Origin of the sequence: Myxococcus vastator, from assembly GCF_010894475.1 — a bacterium.
Lineage (GTDB): Bacteria > Myxococcota > Myxococcia > Myxococcales > Myxococcaceae > Myxococcus > Myxococcus vastator.
This window is the reverse complement of the sequence record NZ_JAAIYB010000753.1, coordinates 1-2,230: the sequence shown is the minus strand read 5'-3', so window position 1 is coordinate 2,230 and position 2,230 is coordinate 1. Positions and strand designations below refer to the sequence as shown.

At 71.4% G+C, this 2,230-nt stretch carries 2 protein-coding genes; both read right to left on the bottom strand.

Annotated features, from left to right (window positions below; all coding sequences use genetic code 11):
• Positions 1-49: 49 nt before the first annotated feature.
• Positions 50-1,018, bottom strand: coding sequence for an FHA domain-containing protein (locus tag G4D87_RS36895; RefSeq protein WP_163787462.1), 969 nt, complete (start codon positions 1,016-1,018; stop codon positions 50-52).
• On the bottom strand, positions 1,006-2,230 hold a 1,225-nt coding region (locus tag G4D87_RS36890), incomplete at its 5' end, for a S1C family serine protease (RefSeq protein WP_163787461.1). The genes G4D87_RS36895 and G4D87_RS36890, both read right to left, overlap by 13 nt.

Genomic DNA, 2,230 nt, shown 5'->3' with positions numbered 1-2,230 from the left:
GTCTGACATCCGCCCCCCCGCCCGTGACGTCCCGCCGCCCCCCGGAGGCTCACGGTTCGCGCGCCAGCGCGTCCACCTGCTCCTGGACCTTCACCGCGTCGGAGAAGAAGTCATCCATGGGCTCGGTGCCCACCAGCCGGAAGGCCGGTGGCAGGAGCGACCGGCGGAAGCCCAGCTCCGTGCTGAAGGACTCGTTGCCCAGCCATTCATCCGCCCGCGACAGCGCGCCAAACGACAGCGTGACGACGGCGATGACCCGAATGAGCCGCCCCGGCTCCCAGCGCGTCACGTAGCGCAGGTGCCAGTAGAGCCCCCAGGCCATCAGCGCCAGGAAGGCGACGTGGTGGGCCCAGGACAGGTTGCCACTCACGCCCAGGCTGAAGCCCACCAGCGTGAGCAGCGGCTGGATGACGACGGAGCCCAGCAACACCAGCGCGGCCACGGTGGCGTGCGTGCGGTAGTGGAACTGGCGCCGGGCGATGCGGCTCGCCACCGACCAGCCCCCCGCCCACATGAAGGTGACGCCCAGCGGCACCACCAGCGCCACCGTCAGCGCGCCCCAGTCCGTGCGCCCGTAGTTGGCCAGGTAGCCCTCCAGCAGGCTGGCGCCCAGCAGGGCCTGCAGGGCCAGGGAGAAGTAGCGGGGCTGCTCGAACACGCGCGGCCTGGGCGCGGTGGGCGCCGCCGCCACGACGGTCTTCTCCACCGGGTGGCCGCGCGCGCGGAAGCGCAGCACCGTGTCCCCCACCGACACGCGGGTATCCGTGGCCAGCTCCAGCTCGGCCAGCCGCGCCCAGGGCTCCACGCGGTAGGTGCCGTTCTGGCTGCCCACGTCGCGCAGCACCAGCGCGCCGTCCTCGCGGCGCTCGATTCGCAGGTGTTCGGCGGAGACCTTCGGGTCGTCCAGGATGACGTCGTTGCCGTACCCCCGGCCGACGTTGACGGGGAAGCGCTCCAGGCGGTGACGGGCCTGGACGGAGTCCCCTTCCAGCACCTCCAGGAAGATTACTTCGTCCACGACAGCCCCTCCAGGTAGCGGCGCGCCAGCTTGCGTCCATTGTCCGCGGTGAAGCCGGCCAGCGTGAGCGACGTGTCCACCCCGCTGGTGCTGGCGTTGAGCGTGGCCGCCCGCAGCACCAGGTCATAGAGGCCGGGGAACTTCCGGTAGGCGCGCATGCACAGCGCGGCCCGGACGGGCAGGCCCGCCACGTCCACGAACTCCGACTGGCAGCGGTAGTTGGTGACGTCCTGCCGCGTGGCCTCCACCCCGTCCGGGTCCTGCGAGAAGAGCGCGCTGTAGAGCGCGGAGAAGCGCAGCGCCCCCAGCTTCTGGCTGGTGGCGTGTTGATGCAGGAAGGCCACCACGCCCGTCCGGTGGCGCGAGGACACGAAGATGTCCTCCTCCGACGAGCACTGGTAGTTCGTCACCGTGTACGGCACCTCGGGGTCATGCGGCGTGTCCCCCCAGCACTTGAGGAACGTGCCCCAGCGCCCCGGCACGCGGTAGCTGCCCAGCGTCTGCCGCGGCACGGGCGCGCCCAGCAGCCGCTCGGTGACGCGCTGCTGGTTGTCCAGGAGCTGCGCGCGCACGGTGTCCAGCAGCGCCTGCGCGCCGGAGTCCTTGGCTGCCAGCGCGCGGGCCAGCAGCTCGCGCGCGTGTTTCACCGGCACCAGGAAGCCCACCTGGTTGCCCATGGTCGCCACGTTGACGCCCACCACGCGGCCCTCGCCCGTGAGCGTCGGACCGCCGCTCATGCCCGGGTTGATGGCCCCGCTGAAGTGCAGCCGCTCATAGAGCGCGTCGTGGATGAAGCCGTTGTACGTCCCCTCCACGATGGTGGTGCCCAGGTCGCGCGGATTGCCCATGGCGAACAGGCGCGCGCCCTGCGGCGGCTCGCGGTCGTCCAGGTCGAAGAAGCTCTGCACCGGGGTGGCCGTCTGGATGATGGCCAGGTCGTGCACCACGTCCACGTCCACCAGGCGCACCGGGACGGGCTCCCCGCCGCCCTTCAGGACCAGCTCCGCCGTGTAGTCCTCCGGGTGGATGACCACGTCGGAGATCACATGGTAGTTCGTCACCGCGTGCCCGGCGGCCGACACGAAGAAGGCCGAGCCGATGGACGAGCGCGTGCCGGAGCGCCGCTCGATGATGCGCACCTGCGCGACCTGTCCCTCGATGCGCTGGAACAGCTCGTGCGTGGCGGGGGGCAACGCGCTCAAGGGCACGGGG